We start from the raw sequence: 17,152 nt of genomic DNA, 5'->3' as shown, positions 1-17,152 counted from the left end.
GCCCAGCGCTCGGCGTCGGCGGGCTGGCCGGTGGCGAGGGCGGCGGAGACCAGCAGTTCGAAGAAGTTCGGCCGGAAGGAGGGCTGCAACCGGGGCAGGTCCCGGCCGCCGCCCGCGCTCAGCAGGACGTCCCGTACGCGGTGCGCGTCGCCCGCGCCGAGCGCCGCGTGGGCGAGCAGGGAGCGTGTCAGCGTCGCCCACCAGCCCTCCACCGGGCCCACGTCGGCCACCGCCTGCTCCGCGGCGGCCAGCACCTCCGGGTGCCCCGGCGGCCGGGCGTGCAGCAGCACCACGGTGCGTATCGCGCGGGTGAAGCCGAGGAGTTCGCCGCTCTCCAGGCGCCGCGCCACCGTGACGGCCTCGTCGGCCGCGGCCAGCGCGACCGTCACCCGGCCCGTGACGCAGTGCGCGTACGCGGCGGACAGCAGCAGCTGGGAGAGGGCGAACGGGCGGCCGGTCCGCCGGGCGATGCCCGCGCCCCGCTCGGAGTGCCGGACCGCGTCGGCGTACCGCTCCAGGAACACCTCGCTCCAGGCCAGTCTGACCAGCGGCTCACACCGGCCGAGGAGGTCACCGTCCGGCGCCATGTCCATCAGCGCGGCCGCGGCGTCGGCGTGGGCGCGCGCCACCGGGGTGTCGCCCTCGTACGCCTCCCCCATGGCGGCGAGCGTCAGGGCCTCCACCTGGCCGCTCTCGTCGCCCCGGGCGCGGACGTCGTCGAGGGTGCGGGCCAGTTCCTCGCGCACCCGGGGATAGCGGGTGGCGAACAGGGCGTGGCAGCCCCATTCGACGACGAAACCGGCCCGCCGGCCCGGCGGCGGGCCCGGGTCGCGGTCCAGTTCCCGGCGGAGCAGGGCGCCCGCCTCCGGATGGCGGCCCAGATAGCGCTCCATGTAGGCACAGAGCAGGACGGCGGAGACCCGCAGCCCGTCGTCACCGTCCGCGTCCGGCGGGCACAGGCCGATCAGCCGGTGGAGCAGGTCGCGGCTCTCCCGTACCGCCCCGGCCGTGCCGAGCGCGCGGGCCCGCAGGAGCAGCAGTTCGCAGCGGGTGCCCAGGTGGTGGGGGGTGTCGGGGAGGGTGCGCAGGACGGTCTCCAGCCAGCGGGCGGAGGCGGCCGGGTCGGTGAACGCGCTCTGTGCCGCGGCCTCGACGAGCACCGCGGCGGCCGCCGGGTCCCAGCTCGTCAGCGACCGCGCGATGTGGGGTGCCCGCGCGACGACGGGCGCTCCGGCGCGGGCCAGGCCCGCCGCCGCCCGGCGGCTCAATTCCTGGAGCCGCCAGGGGTCCGTGCACGCGCGGACCAGGAGCGGCATCAGCGGGTGCCGCAGCGCGAGGCGGTGCCCGTCGGGGTCGACGCGTACCAGGTCACGGCGGACGACGCGGCGCAGCGCGGTGACCAGTTCCTCCTCGTCGGCCCGGGTGACGGTGCCGAGGAGGGAGGTGGTGGCGTGTTCGCCGAGCACCGCGACGGCCTCGACGGCGCCGCGCTCCAGCGGGCCGAGCGGCGTCAGTTCGTCGAGCAGCAGCGCCGCGGCCCGGGCGGCCCCCGGGCAGCCGGGGGCGTCGGGCGGCCTCGGGGCGCCCAGCGGCACCCCGGCGCGGCGGGCCCGCAGCAGGGCGAGGAAGTACAGCGGGTTGCCCTCACTCTCGGCGTGCAGGGCGGCGGCCTCCTCCGGCGGGAGTTCCGGCGCCAGGCCGCGTACGCACGCCTCCTCGGCCAGCGGCTCCAGCGCGAGCCGCAGCACCGTCCCGGCCTCGGCGCCGCGGGCCAGGGCGCTGGACAGCGCGGCCGGTGACTGGCGTTCGCGGCGGGCGGCGACGAGCAGCAGCGGCGCGGTGACGGGGTGCCGCACCAGATGGTCGACGAGTTCCCGGGAGGCCGCATCGGCCCAGTGCAGATCGTCCAGGACGATGACGAGGCCGGGGCCCCGCACCCGGCCCAGCGCCCCCGCTATCGTCCGGCACAGCTCGGAGCGGGTGCGTTCCGGTGGCCCCGGGGCGTCGTCGAGCCGGCGGCGGACGACGGGCGGCAGCGCGGCCAGGGACGGGTAGGCCCGCAGGTCGTGCCGCCCGAGGTCGGCCAGGGCGTCGGCGAACGGCTGGAACGGGCTGTCCCGCCCGTGTTCCGCGGCCCGCCCGCGCATCACCGTCAGGCCCCTCTCGCGCGCCCGCGCGGTGAGCTCCGCCAGCAGGCGGCTCTTGCCGATGCCCGCGTCCCCGGTGATGTCGACCGCGGCGGGCGCGCCGTCCCCCAGCCGCGCCAGCACCGCCGTCAGCCGGCCGGTCTCCGCGGCCCGCCCGACGAGCGGCTCGGGCCCGCCCGACGTCCCGTGTCCGTCCACCACCATCCCCCTCGACGTGCCGACCCGCCCGCGCCGCGGCCGCCCACGCACCGCACCGACGGGACGAGGCCGCTTCGTTCCTCCCCCATGTTGGTACCGCACGCCACTGACATACGCCTCACCGGCGGGTCGGGGGACACGGACACGGGCGTGCGGCCCCGGGACGACCGGGGCTGCACCCCGCATGCCGGCCGACGGCTCAGGACGCCGCGCGTCGCAGCGCCGGGGCCAGGAAGGCGGCCGCCGCCAGTCCGGCCGCGACGACGAGGGTGAGCAGCGGCGGCACGCCCGCCGGGGCGCCGTCCGGGCCGCGGACGGCCCCCATGAAGTCCACCGCCGCCAGGCCGTTGAGCACCGCGTACCACAGCGGCAGATAGACCATCTGGAACAGCCGGTGGGTGCGGCTCAGCGACCCGAGGGCCAGGGCGAGCGAGGGGACGAACACCGCTCCGCCGAGCCAGCACGCCAGTCCGGGCAGGTCGGCGCCGGCCGCCATGCGCAGGGCCGGGCCGATCCCGGTGACCGCGGTCAGCACGCATCCCGCGCCCCACTCCGCGGCGAGCCTGCGGCGGGCCGAGGGGTACGCGCCGAGCAGCGCCTCGACGCCGTTCTCGTGCCGCTGCGCGCCGAGCCGGGACCACAGGAGGACCGGCCAGATCCATGCGACGGGCAGCAGGGTCCGCGCCGTACCGGCCGCCGTACCGACCGTCAGCGCGGCGACGGTGAGGGCGAGCGCGACCAGCCACCACCACCAGGGCGTCCCCTGGAGCAGCGCCCGTACCTCCCCCACCAGCAGTCGTGCCCAGGGGTTGCCGTACGCCACCGGCGTACGCGGGGAGCGCGCGGGCCGCGCGGCGGGGGCCGCCCGCACCTCCGGCGGGGCGGTGCCGTCCGCCGGGCGCCCCTCCGCCACCGGGCCGGCGGCGCGCGCGGGGTCGAAGCGGGGGAACCACAGCGCGGGCAGCACGGCGAGGACGAGCGCCGCGAGGACGAGGACGCCCCGGCCGAGGAGGAAGGAGGCGTCGGGGGTGAAGCCATGCCAGGTGAAGACCTTCAACGGCGCCTCCACGAAGGTCAGTCCCAGGCTGAACTCCCCTGCGTCCCCGAGGCCGACGCCCTGGGCCCGCAGATCGGCGGCCATGGTCCGCGCGACGTCGTGCACCCCGATGCCGCCGAGCGGCGCCCGGGGCGACTGCCCGCCGAGCGCCAGGACCACCCACACGAAGAACCACAGGACGTTGCCCATGCCACCGCGCAGCACCGGCACGGCCTCGAAGAGGAGGGCCGCCGCCGCGGTGAGCGCCATGACCGGCAGCGCCAGCCACAGGAACGGACCGAACAGGCCCAGCGGATGAATCGCCGTCGACTCCCCTCGGGCCAGCTGCATCACCAGACCGGTGACGGCGAGCACGGCCAGCATGGAGCCGAGCACCAGCAGACCGCTGAGGAACTTCGCGGCGAAGTAAGGAACGTTGCGCAGCGGCGTGGCGGCGAGGAGGCGGCCCACGCCCGTGCTCTCGTCCCGCGCGATGCCGTTGCGTACGGCGTAGAAGCCGCCCAGCGCCAGCCAGAGCGTCCCGGCGAGGGCGACCACCGTGCCGATGTACTCGCTGGTGTAGGCGCCGCGGTAGGCGCCGACCTGCACGACGGCCCATCGGGCGCCCGGTTCCGGGACGGCGAGGTAGCCGAGGCCGACGGCCGCGGCGAGGATCACCGCGTACGCGGGGCGCCGCACCCGGTCGAGGAAGTCGGCGGTGGCCAGCCGGAGGAGTGTGCGGGGGTTCACGGCCGTCCCGCCGTTCCGGCGACGGGCCGCGTGGTCCCGTGGACGATCGCGAGGTAGGCGTCCTCCAGGTCCGGGGCGACCTGCTCGGCGGTCGCGTACGGCACGCCCTCGGTGAGCAGCCGCACCCGGACGCCGCTCGCCGTGCGCACCATACGGGTGACGAGGTGGCGCTCCTGGACGGCCCGCACGTCGGCCGGGTCGGTCATCATCTCCCACACGCGGCCGGCGAGCGGGGCGAGCAGCCCCTCCGGGGTGCCCCGCCGCTGGAGACGGCCCCCGGCGACGACGGCGATGTCGGAGGCGACCGATTCGATGTCGGAGACGATGTGGGTGGAGAGCATGACGACCCGGTCGGCCGCGAGATCGCTGAGCAGGTTGCGGAAGCGGACGCGTTCCTCGGGGTCGAGGCCGGCCGTCGGCTCGTCCACGACGATCACGCGGGGGTCGGCGAGCAGGGCCTGGGCGATGCCGACCCGGCGCATCATGCCGCCCGAGTACGTCCCGAGCGGGCGCTTGACGGCCTCGGTGAGGTTGACCAGCTCCAGCAGTTCCTCGATGCGGGCGCGCGCCGACCGGGCGGACAGGCCCTTGGCAGCGGCCAGGTAGGCGAGGAATTCCCGGGAGGTCAGGTTCGGGTAGACCCCGAAGTCCTGGGGGAGGTAGCCGAGGGCGCGCCGCAGCACGTCCGGGCGGGCCACCACATCGGTGCCCTCGAAGAGGACGTGGCCGCTGGAGGGGCGGGTGACCGTGGCGGCGATCCGCATCAGCGACGACTTGCCGGCCCCGTTGGGCCCCAGCAGCCCGATCAGGCCCTTGTCCATCCGGAGCGTCATCCCGTCCACGGCGCGCTTGCCGCCCCGGTAGACCTTGGTGACGTCGACGAGTTCCAGCACGACGCCCCCTACCGGCCGAGGCCGTCGACGACGGCACGCAGGGCCGACCCGGAGGCGTGGGCGCCCTTGAGGTCGGTGGCGCGGCCGTCGCGGAGCACCTTGACGGACCTGGGGACCTCGACCCGGAAGCGGGCGTCGCAGTTGGCGATGCCGGTGCAGCCGGCCTCCAGGTCCAGCACGCCCTTCTCCAGCGACCAGGACGTCCGCTTGCCGGAGCCCGCCTTCGCGTCGAACCACCGTGTCACCTTGACGTCGTCGCGGTCCGAGGCGACCAGGTCGGTGGGGGTCTCGTGCGCGCGGACGTCGAGCGTGGCGCCCGAGAACGGGAACTCCTTCGTCTCCGGGCGCGCGTCGCGGGCGTCGGCGCATCCGGTGACGCCGACGAGGGCGGCGAGGGCCGCGGCCGCGACGGCACTCCGGGTCAGCGTTTTCGGGAACACCACTACCTCCGGGATGTCTTCGTGGGATGCGTCCACTCTCCCGGGGCGGCGCGCGGGGCACATCTGCCGTTCGGCAGATATCCGCGGGCCGGGGCCGCTACTTCGTGCCGCCCAGCGGCAGTACGCCGACGACCTCCCAGCCCTCACCGGCCGGCCCGGCGGTGAGGGTGCCGCCGAGGACGCCGAACCGCGCGTCGAGGCCGGCCAGCCCGGTGCCGCCGCCGGCGCGTTCCTCCTGGAGCGGTGCGCCGGCGCCGCCCTCGTCGCGTACGGACAGCCGGACGGTGTCCCTGTCCCGCCGGGCCGCGACGCGGACGCCCGCGGTGGCCCCGGCGTGCCGCCGTACGTTGGTGAGCGCCTCCAGGACCATCGTGTACGCGGTCTCGTCCGCCTCCCGCGTGAGGACACCGACGAGGCCGCGGTCCAGGTCCAGTTCGGTGGGGACGGCGGTGGACTCGGTGAAGCGGGCCACCAGGTCGGGGAGGTCGGCGAGGCCGTACAGGAGGGTGGGCGCTTCGGACGGCGGGGGCCCGGTCCCGTCGTGCGGTGTGCCCTCGGGGTCGCGGAGCGCCTGGAGCGTCCGGTCCATCGAGTCCAGGGCGCGGAGGCTGGACTCCTCCAGGCGGACGAGGAGTTCTTGGTGCCGGTCGGGTTCGTGGGGCGCGGTCCGGGCCGCCTGGACCTCCATCAGGATGCCGGTGACCTCGTGCGCCACGAAGTCGTGCAGCACCCGCGCCATGTAGAGCCGCTGCTCGCGCCGGGCGTCGGTCACCGCCTGGCGGCGGCGGTTGTCCATGCTGCGCAGGAAGCAGCCGACGCCGACGGCGCAGCCCACCCCGAGGAGGCCGAGCAGCGCCATCACGGCGTTGCCCGCCGCGTCGACCCGCGGGTCGCGCAGGCTCAGCCGCAGCGGCATGGCCAGCACGGCGAGCGAGAGCGCGGTGGCCAGCGCCACGGCCCGTCGGGCCTCGCACCGCCGGACCACCCGGACGACGAGCAGCAGCAGGCCCGTCGTCTCGAACGGCAGCCACGCCAGGGACAGGGCCGGCCGACCGGCGTAGACGGCGTCCGTGACACCGGACACCAGCACGGCGGCTCCGGCCGCGGTGTCAAGGGTGACCTCACGGTACGGCCAGCGGGCCAGGGCGACGAGGACGGCCGTGAGGGAGGCGACGGCGAGCGGCCACAGCCCCGGGGGCCCCAGGAACACCGGGAGGAACAGCATCGGCACGGCGGTGATCTGTGCCGCCCGCCGCACCCTGTCCGCCGGGCGGCGCCACCGCCCCGGCATCGTCAAGGCTTCACTCATCGCGCCAGCCTAGGGTCGTCGCACCCCCGTCGTCCGCCCGGAGGGGGCGCTCCTCGCGGCGTCCGGCGCGTGCGGTCCCACGGTGGAGGGGCGCCCCGGTACCGGTCGGCGACCCGGCACAGCGGAGAGCATGCGCGCCGGGCGCCGCGAGGCAGGCGGGGGACGGCCCCCGGAGTCACGCCGTGCGCGCCCACCCTCGCTCCCAGGCGCGTACGGCGATCCCCACCCGGTTCCGCACCCCGAGTTTGCGCTGGATGCTGGCGACATGCGTCTTCACGGTGCCCGGTGAGATGAACATCCGCGTGGCGATGTCGGCGTTGGTCAGCCCCTCGGCGACCTGCCCGGCGATCTCGATCTCACGTGGTGTCAGCTGCTCGACCGCGGCCGGCGCCTCGGCGGCCCGGGGCACCGCGGCCCGCCGGGGCACCCCGGTGCCCGTGACATGACGCAGCAGCCGCACGGTGATGGAGGGGCTGATGAGGCTGTCCCCCGCCATCGCGGCCCGCACCGCCTCCGCGAGCAGCACCGGCCCCGACCGCTTGAGCAGAAAGCCGGAGGCCCCGTACCGCAGCGCGGGATACACGTACTCGTCGAGGTCGAAGGTGGTGACCACGACGACCCGGACGCCCGAGGGAGCGGCGGGGTCGAGCAGCCTGCGGGTGACCTCCAGCCCGTCCATCCGGGGCATGCGGATGTCCACCAGCGCCACATCCGGCTTCAGCCGGCGGGCCGCGTCCAGGGCCGCGACCCCGTCCGCGGCCTCACCGACCACCTCGATGTCCGGCTGGCTCTCCAGCATGCCCCGGATGCCCCGGCGGACCATCTCCTGGTCGTCCACGATCAGCACTCCGATGCTCATCCCCGGATCATCCCAGGTACCACGACCGGTCAGGGACCCTTCGGATCCTGTTCCACCGTCATCTCCTCCACCGCCTCCGGACTCCAGTGCCCCGCCGCCCCCGGAAGCCCCGCGAGATACGCCGCCACCGTCCCGGCGTCCCACGCCCCGGCAGCGAGCAGCCCCGACGCCAGGAACCGCAGATACACGGCGGAGGGCGGCGTCCAGCGCACCTCGTCCACGCCCCAGGGCGCGGTGAAGGTGAGCACGGGGACCCCGCCGATCCGCCCCGGGCACACCAGCGTCTCGTAGCGGCCGTCGCCGAGGACGGCCCTGCCGTGCGCGAGGGCCGCCGCCAGGTCCAGGTCGGTGCCCGGGGCCCGGCACATCTCCTGGGCCGCGACATCGGCGAACTGCCCGGCGGTCACCAGATGCGCCCGCGCCAAGGCGCGCCCCTCGGCCCCGGGGTCGTAGAAGGCCCGGCCGCCGCCCCACACCGGGGACTCGGTGGCGAAGTACACGCACCCGGGCAGCTCCACGGGGACCGAGGCGGCGGGCGGGGTGCGGTCCCGGCACCCCGGGTACGCCCGCGCCGCCCCCGGTGGCCGCCCGCCCTCGATGTAGCAGGCGAGCCGCCCCCGGTGCGTGTTCGATCCGTAGGAGGCGTACCAGACCCGGTGCGGCGCGGGCCCGCCGACCGGTCCCGGCTCGGGGATGCGTACGGTGCTCATGCGTGCCGCCCTCCTGCCGCCGTCGGATGCCCCGCGAAGACGCCGGGGCATCCTTACCCGCCCGCCCCGTCCCCGCGGCCCCCGGACGGGTGACGGCCGGTACGGGGCTCAGCCGTCGGCGCCGGACTCCGGGACGAGCCACCAGGCGGCGGAGTCCGTGGGCTGCTTGTCGATCAGCGGCTCGGCGGTGGAGGAGAGCAGCAGCGCCGCCGCCTCCGGTACGGGGACGGGCGCCGGCCCGCAGTTGACCGTGCACAGCAGCCGTCCCCGGCGGAAGGACAGCAGGCCGTCGGGGGCATCGGTCCAGGTCAGACCGGTCTCCCGCAGATCAGGCAGGGACGCGCGCAGCCCGAGGGCGGCCCGGTACAGGTGCAGCGTGGAGTCCCCGCGCCGCTCCTGCCCGTCCGCCCCGTAGGCGGTGAACCACTCCGGCTGCGGCAGCCAGGGAGCCGCGCTGGTGAAGCCGTACGAGGGCCCGTCGGCGTGCCACGGCAGCGGGACCCGGCAGCCGTCCCGCCCCCGGCGCGCGCCGCCCGAACGGTGGTACATCGGGTCCTGGAGGACGGTGACCGGCAGGTCCACGACCTCCGGCAGGCCCAGTTCCTCGCCCTGGTAGAGGTAGACGGAACCGGGCAGCGCCAGCATCATCAGCAGCGCCGCGCGGGCCCGGCGTTCCCCGAGACCGGTGTCGCCGGGCCGGCCACCGGGCTCGCCGCCCGCGTAACGGGTCACCGCACGCGGCATGTCGTGGTTGTTGAGCACCCAGCTGACCCCCGCGCCGGACGCCGTGATCGCCGCCAGCCCCCGGCCGATGACATCGCGGAAGGCCGCCGCGTCCCAGTCGGTGCGCAGGAACTCGAAGAAGAAACTCTGGTGCAGCTCGTCCGGCCGCTGGTACAGGGCCAGTTGACGCGGATCGAGAACACCGATCTCCCCGACCAGCACACGGGAACGGCCGTCCTCCCGCTCGTACGCGTCGGTGAGCGCCCGCCAGCGGCGCCACACCTCATGAACCTCGGGACGGTTCCAGGCGGCGGAATTGACCGGGTCGCCGGTGGTCTCGTCGAGATGCGCGTCCGGGTCGTCGGGCAGCCCCCGCTGCTTGTGCAGCCCGTGGGCCACATCGATACGGAACCCGTCGACGCCCAGATCCAGCCAGAACCGCAGGACGGACTCGAAGTAGTCCCCGACCCGGGGGTCCGCCCAGTTGAAGTCCGCCTGCTCAGGTGCGAACGAGTGCAGGTACCACTGCCCGGGTGTGCCGTCGGCGTCCGTCGTCCGTACCCAGGAGGGACCCCCGAAGATCGAACGCCAGTTGTTGGGCGGCTCGGCGCCGTCCGCACCCCGCCCGTCGGCGAAGTGGAAGAGGCCACGCTCGGGACTACCCGGCCCGGCGGCGAGCGCCGCCTTGAACCAGGCGTGCTCAATGGAACAGTGATTGGGGACGATGTCGACGACGATACGCAGCCCCAGCGCATGGGCACGATCGATCACCTCGCGCATCAGACCCAGGTCACCGAAGCGGGGGTCCACATCGTGGTAATCAGCGACGTCATAGCCGTGATCGTGCTGCGGCGACGGGTAGAACGGGCTCAGCCAGACGGCATCCACACCGAGCCGGCGCAGATACGGAAGGCGTTCGAGAACACCCCCGAGATCCCCGGTGCCGTTACCGGTGGAGTCCTGAAAGCTGCGGACATAGATCTGGTAGACGACGGCCGTACGCCACCAGGGCTCCCCCGCGGGTGCGGAGTCCGGGACGCGGGCGGGAACGGCGGTGGCGCCGGGTGCGGTGCTGGTCATGCGCGGTGCGGGACTTTCCTGTAACGGTGCGTGGAGCAGGGCCAGTTGACCCTGTGCGTACGGTACGGGGCGGGGGTCGCGGGACGCAGGGCACCCCCTGGGACGGAGGCACCTACCAACGGCGCGTCACACCTCGATGACCCGGTGCTCCTGTTCACGCCCTCTTGACGCTCAACGAACAACGCCAAAGAGCCCGAAATCCACTTCTCCTACCGTCACTTGACGCAAAACTCCGAACTCTCGCCGACTCGGTCGCAGCCGCCCTAGAGTGCCCTGATGGCCGACCAACGGGACGTATCCTCACCGCAAGGAACCCAGGACGCCGCCCACGGCGCCCTCGCACGCCCCACCCCCACCAACGTGACGGGTCTGACCGGGGTGTTCACCGACCCCCTGTGGCGCATTCCCGTCCGTTTGCACCCCGTGGAAATCGCCCTCCTACGCACCGAACCCCTACGGCGCCTGCACTTCATCGCCCACGGCGGCGCCTCGACGCTCTGCACCCTCCAGTCGTACTCCCGGCTGGAACACTCCCTCGGCGCCCTCTCCCTGGCCGCCCACTTCCGTCCGGAGGACGAACTCCTGCGGATCGCGGCCCTGTTGCACGACATCGGCCACCTCCCGTTGAGCCACACCTGCGAAGGCATTTCCGGCCTCGACCATCACGCCATCGGCATCCAGCTCCTCCGAACGGCCCCGATCCGCCCCGTACTGGAGGACCACGGCCTCACCCCCGAGGCCATCACCGCCCTCCTCACCCCACAGCCACCCACACCGCTCACCAACCGCTCGGGGCTCCTGAACCTCGACCACCTCGACTCGTTCGTACGCAGCGGCCGCGCCGCCGGCCACCTCACCACCGACCCGACCGACTTACTGAGCCGGCTCACCCTCCACGACAGCACGGTGTCGGCCGACCGTCCGGCCGCCGCCTCGCTCGTCGCCCTGGTCTGCGCGGAAGCGCGCCTGCACACCTCCTGGGACAACGCGGGCCCGGCCTCGGTGGTCCGCCGCCTGGCCCGCCAACTGCTCGACAACACCCCCCTCACCCCGGCCGCCTTCTCCCGCATGACCGATCCGCAACTGTGGTCCGCCCTCGACGCCTGCGCCCCCACACAAGCGGAAAGCACCATGCTCCGCTACGAGCCCCACCGCCTGACGGTCAGCACCACCCCCACCACTCCCCCGAACCACCCCGGCTGGCCCTTCTCCCTCCGCAAGATCTACCGCTCCGCCCCCTGGTGAACGGCCAACCCCTCGAAACCGCCTCCCCCGACCTGGCGGCCGAACTGAACGCCCTCACGGACCTCCCCACCACATTCCACGTCCACTGGACCTGACCGACGGCCCACACACTCCGAAGCCCCCCACGCCCCCGAACCGGCCCCCGCCCGTCCCACCGCGTCGTCCCCGAGCACCCCGTCTCCGCAGGTCAGCGCACGGGACGTCCCACCTCCACCACACACCCCGCCCGACCCTGGACTGGACAGCGGCAACGCCCCCACAATCGGGGCACCAACGGCGCGGTACATCCCCCGCGCCAATTCCGTCCCCGGACATGCGCCACACGTACGACCCCGGGTGCACCGTCCTCGGGCAGGCATCGCACGTACCGCCCCGGACGCACCGTCCTCAGGCACGCACCGCCCCCGGAAGCGCTACCCCGAGACACGCACCGCACGTACCACCTCCCGAACGACACCGCCCCCGGGCAAGCCCCACTCCCACCACACCCCAGCCACCCACGCCACTCACCGTGTCCACCGAATGCACCACATGCACCGCTTCACCACGACGAAAGGAACCCCATGTCCACCACCCGACTCGCACACCGTGGTTACGCCACCGTCGCGGTCGTCGCCGCAGCGGCCGCCGTCCTCCTGCCCGCCGCCACCCCCGCCGAGGCCAGCGGCACCAAGCTGACCCACAACCAGGCGGCGGCCAAGCTCCGCGCGGCCGGCATCAACTGGACCTCCAGCGGCAACTGCTCCGACCGCAACCGGAAGAACTGCACGTCCTTCACCTCGATCAACTCCGGCACCATCGACGGCGTCATCGCCTTCAAGCGCGCCAGCGGCTGCACCCTCACCATCACCGGCGGCACCGAAACCGGCCACGCCAGCGGCACCTACAGCCACTGGAACGGCTTCAAGGTCGACATCTCCCCCGCCACCGCCAAGTCCTGCCCCACCCTCTACATCACCCACCACTACACCTACATCGGCAAGCGAAGCGACGGCGCCCCCATGTACCGCACCTCCTCCGGCAACACCTACGCCAACGAGGGCAACCACTGGGACATCACCTACAAGTAGCCCCCACCCGGGCAGCGGCGGGACACCCCAGCGACGAGCCCTGCAAGTACGGACGAACCAAGCACCCAGCCTCGTCCCTGCGCTCCGAGATGCCCGCAGGCGGGGCCGGCGTTCCCAGGCGTCGCCGGCCGCTGGTACGAAACCCTCGGTCATCCGGCTTCTCTAGGGTTTCGCCTCCAATTCGGCCTAGCCGATAAAGCGGCTTGCCTACCGCACCATCCAGCACGTCAGCCCCAGGAAGAGCCGTCTCCCAAGTCGCTTCGGAACGAAGTTGACCCTGTATGACCGAAGCGTTTCTGTTTCAGTGCCGAGTGTTCTGTCAGTGCTTGGCCTTACGCTTCCGTTATGCGTAGAGGAGCGATCACCCAGGAGAACGTCATCAAGGCCCTTGCAGAGCATGACGAGTTGGGGCGTGATGCCTTCCTAGCGAGGTACGGCTTCAAGGGGGCACGGTCCTACGTCCTGGTACATAAGGGCCGGGAGTACGACTCCAAGGCGATCGCCGGGGTGGCGCATAAGTGGGGGCAGGGGCGTGCGCTCGCGCCAGACGAGTTCAGCGGGGGCAAGGACCATGCCGTGGCATGGCTCAAACGAGCAGGCTTCCAGGTAAAGGCTGTCAAGAACCCGGATTGGGCCCGTGATGAGGTCATACTCGCCTGCCAACTGGTGAGGGAGAACGACTGGAAGGGGCTGGACGCCCAGGACAGCCGAGTGGTGGAGCTGTCTGCCCTGCTCCAGTTGCTCCCCCTCCACGCTGAAGCGGAGCGCAACGAGAAGTTCCGCAACTGCAATGGTGTCGCTCGCAAAACATTCGACATTGCCACCCGGCACCCGGAGTACCAGGGGAAGCCCACCAACGGCGGCGCGCTGGATGGCACGGTGCTGCACGAGTTCCTTGCCCGCCCGGAGGAGATGACCGAGGCTGCGCGCCTCATCCGCCAGGGCATCGCTACGGGTGAACTGCGGTCCCTCGCGCCGACTGAGGACGAGACGTTCGACGACGACTACAGTGCGCCCGAAGGACGGTTGCTGATGCGTCGGCACAGGGCGCGTGAACGGAACAAGGGCCTGCGCAAGAAGAAGATCACTTCTGTTCTCCAGCGTGGCGGGCGACTCGCTTGCGAGGCGTGCGGTTTCGACTTCGAGGAAGTCTACGGGGACCGTGGCGCCGGGTATATCGAGTGCCATCACATTCTCCCGCTTCACATAGCGGGGGAAGGACGGACCAAGCTCAACGATCTCGCCCTTATATGCGCTAACTGTCACCGCATGATCCACCGGCGCGCACCGTGGCCGACGCCCGGAGAGCTTCGGGCCTCTATAGAGGGAAAGCACGCGGCTGACAGGCGCGCGGCGGAAGCCTTGGCCGCCGCGCAGGCCGACTGACGAACGGACACCGAACCTGTGAGCTGCCATGACCATCAACGGTGCAACCGCCCGCAGAGCACTCTGCCCGAGCTCGCCACCGAGGCAGCCGAGGCGACCGCGAAGCTCGTCCCGAGGGCCGTCGCTCGCGCCGCGGGGCTCACCTCGGGCTCACACGCTCACGCAGAGATCATCAGGATTCCCGGGCAGCCAGCCCCGGACAAAGAAAAAGTCCAGGTCAGCGGGTAACTGACCTGGACTTCATCGGAGCCGCCTAAGGGAATCGAACCCTTGACCTACGCATTACGAGTGCGTCGCTCTGGCCGACTGAGCTAAGGCGGCGTGGTGCGCGGCCCAGTTTACACATGGCCAGGGGGTGGTCTGTAACCGGTTCGGGGGCTGGTCAGGTGCAGCGTTTGTTCTTGGGGGGCATGGTGCCGTCGAGGAGGTAGGTGTTGACGGTGGTGTCGATGCAGGTGCTGCCTCGGCCGTAGGCGGTGTGGCCGTCGCTGTCGTAGGTGAGGAGGGTGGCGCTGGAGAGCTGGGAGGCGAGGCTCTTGGCCCAGGCGTAGGGGGTGGCCGGGTCGCGGAGGGTGCCGAGGACGAGGATCGGGGCGGCGCCCTTCGCCTCGATGCGGTGGGGGGTGCCCTGCGGCTTGACCGGCCAGTAGGCGCAGTTCAGGGAGGCCCAGGCGAAGGTGTCGCCGAAGACCGGGGACGCCTTGCGGAAGGCGGGCAGCTCGGCGCGGACCTGGTCCGGGTCGGTGGCGGCGGGCGGCAGGTCGAGGCAGTTCACGGCGGGGTTGGCGTACATCTGGTTGGCGTAGTCGCCGTCCTGGTCGCGTTCGAAGTAGCTGTCGGAGAGGACGAGCAGGCCGCGGCCGTCACCCTGCTCGGCCTGGGCCAGGGCCTTGCGCAGCAGCGGCCAGGCCCGCTGGTCGTACATGGCGGCGATCACCCCCGTCGTGGCCAGCGACTCGGTGAGCGGGCGGCTCTGGCCGGTGGCGAGGGGGTGGGCGTCCAGCTTCTTGAAGAAGGCGGCGAGGCGGGCGCCGGCGTCGGTGGCGTTCTGGTGGCCGAGGGGGCAGTCGGGCTGCGCGACGCAGTCCTCGGCGAACCCGGTGAAGGCGCCGTTGAAGCCCACGGCCTGGTCGAGGTTGGTCCGGAGGGAGTCGCGCGAGGGGTCCAGGGCACCGTCGAGGACCAGCCGGCCGGAGCGGGACGGGAAGAGTCCCGCGTAGGTCGCGCCGAGGAAGGTGCCGTACGAGGCGCCGACGAAGTTGACCTTCGCGTCGCCGAGCGCGGCGCGCAGGACGTCCATGTCGCGGGCCGCCGCGATGGTCGAGACATGGGGCAGCAGCTTGCCGGAGTGCCGTTCGCAGCCCTGGGCGAAGGAGCGGTACGCGGCGACGAGCTTGTCGACCTCCGCCGGGGTGTCGGGGGTCTGGTCGGTCTCGGTGTACGCGTCCATCTGCTTGCTGGAGAGGCATTCGATCGGCTCGCTGCGGGCGACGCCGCGCGGGTCCATCGCCACCATGTCGTAGCGGGCCCGGACCGAGGCCGGCTGCGGTGCGTACTGCTGGAGGTAGTCGATCGCCGAACCGCCGGGGCCTCCGGGGTTGACCATCAGCGAACCGATCCGCTTCCCCGGGCCGGTGGCCTTCTTGCGGGCCACGGCGAGCTTGAGGTCGGTGGCGGGGTCGGGGTTCGCGTAGTCCAGGGGCGCCTTCATCGTCGCGCACTCGAAGCCGGGTACGCCGCACGCGCGCCAGGAGAGCTTCTGGTCGTAGTAGCGCTGGAGGTTGCCGGGGGTGGCGGAGGGCAGCGGCACCAGGACGCGGGTGCCGTCGGGGCGGGCGCTCTCCTGGGCCTCCGCCGTGCCGTCCGGATGCGCCGACGAGTCGGGCGGTGTCCCGCCGGACGAGCAGCCGGAGACCAGCAGGGCGGTGGCCGCGAAGAGGACGGCGGCGAGGCGGAAGGGGCGACTGGTGGCCACGGCGGCTCCTTGGTCCCTGGAGGGCGTGCGGGGGGCGGTGACGAGGCAGTGAGGGCGGGGGGACGGGACGAACAGAACGAACGGAGCGTATCTGGTTGGGGACGGTGAGTGGTGGTGGATGGGTGTTGTGGTGGCGGGTGGAGTGGATGGGGCGGATGGGAGATCACGGCGACGGCGCGTCCGGCATCCAGATGCGCGGCGAGCCGCCCGGCGGCCACCTCGTGGAACACGTCGAGCGCACCCTGGTAGCCCCGCCGGACTGCCCCCCTCACACCGCCCGAAGCAGCCGCCTCCGCCTCACCCCGCCCGCAGGGCAGCCGTCATCGCTTCGACCGCGAGGAGCGGGGCGACGTTGCGGTCCAGGGCCTCGCGGCAGGCGATCACGGCTTCTATGCGGCGCAGGGTGCGTTCCGGGGTGGAGGAGGAGGCGATGCGGCGGATGCCGTCGTGGGCCTCCTCGTTGGCCAGCGGCACGGTGGCGCCCAGTTGGAGGGCGAGGACGTCGCGGTAGAAGCCGGTGAGGTCGACCAGGGCGAGGTCGAGGCTGTCGCGCTGGGTGCGGGTGGCGCGGCGCTTCTGCTTGTCCTGGAGTTCCTTCATCACGCCGGCCGTGCCGCGGGGCAGCCGGCCGCCCGTGCCGGCGGCGGCGCCCAGGGCCGCGCGCAGTTCCTCGGTCTCCTTCGCGTCGACCTCCTCGGCGACCTGCTTGGCGTCCTCGCCGGCCGCGTCGATCAGTTCCTGAGCGGCCTTGAGGCAGCCGCCGATGTCATCGACGCGCAGCGGCAGCTTGAGGACGGCGGCGCGGCGGGCGCGGGCCCGTTCGTCGGTGGCGAGGCGGCGGGCGCGGCCGATGTGGCCCTGGGTGGCCCGGGCGGCGGTGGCCGCGGTGCCGGGGTCGATGCCGTCGCGGCGGACCAGGACGTCGGCGACCGCGTCGACGGGGGGCGTGCGCAGGGTGAGGTGGCGGCAGCGGGAGCGGATGGTGGGCAGGACGTCCTCGATGGAGGGGGCGCACAGCAGCCAGACCGTGCGGGGTGCCGGTTCCTCGACGGCCTTGAGGAGGACGTTGCCGGCGCCCTCGGTGAGGCGGTCGGCGTCCTCCAGGACGATCACCTGCCAGCGGCCGCCCGCCGGGGAGAGCGAGGCGCGGCGGACGAGGTCGCGGGTCTCCTTGACGCCGATGGAGAGCAGGTCCGTGCGGACGATCTCGACGTCGGCGTGGGTACCGACGAGGGTGGTGTGGCAGCCGTCGCAGAAGCCGCAGCCGGGGGCGCCGCCGAGGGCCCGGTCGGGGCTGACGCACTGGAGCGCGGCCGCGAAGGCGCGCGCCG

At 73.2% G+C, this 17,152-nt stretch carries 13 protein-coding genes and 1 tRNA gene; 3 read left to right on the top strand and 11 right to left on the bottom strand.

Features of this window, described 5'->3' with window-relative positions:
* The 8 genes from AC51EU_RS15935 to AC51EU_RS15900 form a co-directional block, all read right to left on the bottom strand.
* On the bottom strand, positions 1 to 2,351 hold a 2,351-nt coding region (locus AC51EU_RS15935; RefSeq protein WP_496267591.1), incomplete at its 3' end, for an AAA family ATPase.
* A gap of 193 nt (positions 2,352 to 2,544) precedes the next feature.
* Positions 2,545 to 4,131 carry an ABC transporter permease gene (locus tag AC51EU_RS15930; RefSeq protein ID WP_496267590.1) on the bottom strand — a complete coding sequence of 529 codons (1,587 nt, stop codon included), beginning with the start codon at positions 4,129 to 4,131 and terminating at the stop codon, positions 2,545 to 2,547.
* Positions 4,128 to 5,024 carry an ABC transporter ATP-binding protein gene (locus tag AC51EU_RS15925; RefSeq protein WP_496267589.1) on the bottom strand — a complete coding sequence of 299 codons (897 nt, stop codon included), beginning with the start codon at positions 5,022 to 5,024 and terminating at the stop codon, positions 4,128 to 4,130. Before AC51EU_RS15925 ends, AC51EU_RS15930 begins: the two co-directional genes overlap by 4 nt.
* A gap of 8 nt (positions 5,025 to 5,032) precedes the next feature.
* Complete coding sequence (locus AC51EU_RS15920) at positions 5,033 to 5,464, bottom strand: hypothetical protein (protein ID WP_496267588.1); 432 nt, start codon at positions 5,462 to 5,464, stop codon at positions 5,033 to 5,035.
* A 97-nt stretch (positions 5,465 to 5,561) separates the two neighbouring features.
* Positions 5,562 to 6,773 carry a sensor histidine kinase gene (locus tag AC51EU_RS15915; protein WP_496267587.1) on the bottom strand — a complete coding sequence of 404 codons (1,212 nt, stop codon included), beginning with the start codon at positions 6,771 to 6,773 and terminating at the stop codon, positions 5,562 to 5,564.
* Between the two features lie 175 nt (positions 6,774 to 6,948).
* Positions 6,949 to 7,632 (bottom strand): response regulator, encoded by a 684-nt coding sequence (locus tag AC51EU_RS15910; protein WP_496267586.1) that lies wholly within the window; start codon positions 7,630 to 7,632, stop codon positions 6,949 to 6,951.
* A gap of 29 nt (positions 7,633 to 7,661) precedes the next feature.
* Entirely contained in the window at positions 7,662 to 8,342 is a 681-nt protein-coding gene (locus tag AC51EU_RS15905; RefSeq protein ID WP_496267585.1) for a histone deacetylase, read from the bottom strand.
* A 108-nt stretch (positions 8,343 to 8,450) separates the two neighbouring features.
* A complete protein-coding gene (locus tag AC51EU_RS15900) occupies positions 8,451 to 10,145 on the bottom strand; it encodes a glycoside hydrolase family 13 protein (RefSeq protein WP_496267584.1) in 1,695 nt (564 codons plus the stop codon).
* 276 nt (positions 10,146 to 10,421) lie between these two features.
* On the opposite strand from AC51EU_RS15900, the gene AC51EU_RS15895 reads away from it, so the two are divergent.
* From AC51EU_RS15895 to AC51EU_RS15885, 3 genes are all read left to right on the top strand, one after another.
* Positions 10,422 to 11,390: an HD domain-containing protein gene (locus AC51EU_RS15895; protein WP_496267583.1), complete on the top strand. Its 969-nt coding sequence runs from the start codon at positions 10,422 to 10,424 to the stop codon at positions 11,388 to 11,390.
* A gap of 563 nt (positions 11,391 to 11,953) precedes the next feature.
* Positions 11,954 to 12,460, top strand: coding sequence for a hypothetical protein (locus tag AC51EU_RS15890; RefSeq protein ID WP_496267582.1), 507 nt, complete (start codon positions 11,954 to 11,956; stop codon positions 12,458 to 12,460).
* 345 nt (positions 12,461 to 12,805) lie between these two features.
* Positions 12,806 to 13,846: an HNH endonuclease gene (locus tag AC51EU_RS15885; RefSeq protein ID WP_496267581.1), complete on the top strand. Its 1,041-nt coding sequence runs from the start codon at positions 12,806 to 12,808 to the stop codon at positions 13,844 to 13,846.
* Between the two features lie 247 nt (positions 13,847 to 14,093).
* On the opposite strand, the gene AC51EU_RS15880 is transcribed toward AC51EU_RS15885, so the two are convergent.
* The 3 genes from AC51EU_RS15880 to AC51EU_RS15870 all read right to left on the bottom strand — a co-directional run.
* Positions 14,094 to 14,167: transfer RNA gene (locus AC51EU_RS15880), tRNA-Thr, on the bottom strand.
* A gap of 61 nt (positions 14,168 to 14,228) precedes the next feature.
* Positions 14,229 to 15,821: an alpha/beta hydrolase gene (locus tag AC51EU_RS15875; RefSeq protein ID WP_496267580.1), complete on the bottom strand. Its 1,593-nt coding sequence runs from the start codon at positions 15,819 to 15,821 to the stop codon at positions 14,229 to 14,231.
* A 297-nt stretch (positions 15,822 to 16,118) separates the two neighbouring features.
* Positions 16,119 to 17,152 (bottom strand): DNA polymerase III subunit delta' (locus tag AC51EU_RS15870; RefSeq protein WP_496267579.1); only part of this gene is annotated, 1,034 nt, incomplete at its 5' end.

This window comes from Candidatus Streptomyces philanthi, assembly GCF_059553635.1.
Note: the sequence above shows the minus strand (reverse complement) of the source record. Positions and strands in the feature narration are given on the sequence as shown.

Excerpts from the sequence above, each read along its gene's own strand:
- AC51EU_RS15915 (WP_496267587.1), bottom strand. The coding sequence starts at position 6,773 with ATGAGTGAAGCCTTGACGATGCCGGGGCGGTGGCGCCGCCCGGCGGAC.
- AC51EU_RS15910 (WP_496267586.1), bottom strand. The coding sequence starts at position 7,632 with ATGAGCATCGGAGTGCTGATCGTGGACGACCAGGAGATGGTCCGCCGG.
- AC51EU_RS15905 (WP_496267585.1), bottom strand. The coding sequence starts at position 8,342 with ATGAGCACCGTACGCATCCCCGAGCCGGGACCGGTCGGCGGGCCCGCG.
- AC51EU_RS15900 (WP_496267584.1), bottom strand. The coding sequence starts at position 10,145 with ATGACCAGCACCGCACCCGGCGCCACCGCCGTTCCCGCCCGCGTCCCG.
- AC51EU_RS15895 (WP_496267583.1), top strand. The coding sequence starts at position 10,422 with ATGGCCGACCAACGGGACGTATCCTCACCGCAAGGAACCCAGGACGCC.
- AC51EU_RS15890 (WP_496267582.1), top strand. The coding sequence starts at position 11,954 with ATGTCCACCACCCGACTCGCACACCGTGGTTACGCCACCGTCGCGGTC.
- AC51EU_RS15885 (WP_496267581.1), top strand. The coding sequence starts at position 12,806 with ATGCGTAGAGGAGCGATCACCCAGGAGAACGTCATCAAGGCCCTTGCA.